This is a genomic window from Oleiphilus sp. HI0043, assembly GCF_001634935.1.
In genome coordinates, this window is the sequence record NZ_LWEY01001232.1 from 1 (window position 1) to 1,638 (window position 1,638).

Consider the following 1,638-nt stretch of genomic DNA (forward strand, 5'->3'; position numbering starts at 1 on the left):
GTTGCCCATCATGTCTTTGTATAAATCCATGCTTTTTCGAAACTGGTAGTATTCCGGGTCTTGGGCATAAGCCTCGGTAAATATTTCGGTTGCTCTGGCTTCCCCTTCACCCAACATGGTTTGCGACTCTCGATGCGCTTTAGNCAAAAGCTCACGTACCTCTCGTTCAGATTCAGCCTTAATTTTTTCAGCCTCTTCAGTACCTTCGGCACGATAGCGAGCAGCAATACGTTTTTGCTCTGCAATCATACGGTCATAGATAGCCTGAACATTTTGCCTAGGGAAACCAAAACGGTTCGGGCGAATAGCAAGCACTTCAATACCGTAATCCTGTAAGGCAACCGGAGCACTATTTGCAGTAATTTCCTCAAATATGCTTCGCAAACTGGATTTGTCAGGCCTTGTAGAGAATATGCCACTCAAGGTCGCATGACCTATTGCAGCACCAATATTAGACGTCACCAGATCGGTCAGCCTCGATTGTGCGACTTCGAGATTACGCAAACTACCCAGAAAAAGCTCAGGCTTTGAAATTCGCCATAAAGCGAAGCTCTGAATCACTAAATTTCGACGATCGCTTGTCACATATTCAGATGCAGGTAGCTTAAGTAACTGCATTCGCTTATCCATAAATACCTTGGTCTGAATAGGCGCAGGCAATTTAACCTTTAGCCCTGCTTGAGTGATGGTGCGAACAGGTTTCCCAAACTGCATAATGACGGCAGCTTCATTTTCTTTCACCACTACCAGACAAGTCGTCAGCAGGTAGCCCATGATTATCAGGACTCCAAGAATCCAGGAAACTCTTTTCACACTCTTAACCTCATGTATTAGAAAGTTAGCGACGATCGTTTTGCGGTAACCATAATCGAAGCTGCTGATTGGAAATCTTTGGGTCTATCACAGTAAGTTGTTTACCCTGAACTTGTTTTGCTAAGTTATTTTGACGGCTCTGATAATGAAGCGCTTCGGTTTGGCTCTGAAATAAACTTTGCAAAGGCAAGTATCGATTGATATCTCCCTCGGCACGCTCTATTTGTTCTGCCTTCGTTGCTTGAGCCCGATTAACTTCTCCTAAGGCTTTTGCATTGGCATTCGCCAAATCTTCCTGGCTTTTGGAGTCAGCACTCAATTTAGCCTTTAGCATCTTTTGATAAGCATTGAATCTTTTCCAGTGCGAATCGACGACACTAGGAGGAGCTTTAATAGATTGGATATGAGAGCGAATGTAACGAAGCTCCAAACCGGAAGCAGATAGGTCTTCACGTATCAGCTTATTTAGTCGACTCTCTAAAGGCTTTCTCGGCCCATTAAGTAAAGTCAGGTACTCGTTCTCTGCCGCAAGCGTAAGCAAAGCAGATTCTGCATAGCCGCCAAGGATATCCTTTTGAACTGCCGGATCGAGCAACAACTGATGGTAAGGTTCCAGCGAGAAGTGCAGCTTTAGATTAATATCGACCAGGTTTTCATCACGGCTTAGGAAGAACTCTCCTTCGCCTTTCACCTGAGGACTTTTTCCATCAATTTTGTTTTGCCACAGACCGCTGGCAACAGAACTTTCTTGCTCTATATTCTTACGGGCACTATCGGTATCAACACTCAAAATATTACGGTCTTGAAGAATGACTAGCCCTCCAA

General features: G+C 44.4%; 2 protein-coding genes. Both read right to left on the reverse strand.

Annotation, left to right across the window (positions count from 1 at the left end; all coding sequences use genetic code 11):
• On the reverse strand, nucleotides 1-813 hold an 813-nt coding region (hflC, locus tag A3729_RS15130), incomplete at its 3' end, for a protease modulator HflC (protein ID WP_156497966.1).
• Nucleotides 814-838: 25 nt separating this feature from the next.
• Nucleotides 839-1,638: hypothetical protein (locus A3729_RS33135; RefSeq protein WP_197475870.1), on the reverse strand; the 800-nt coding region annotated here is incomplete at its 5' end.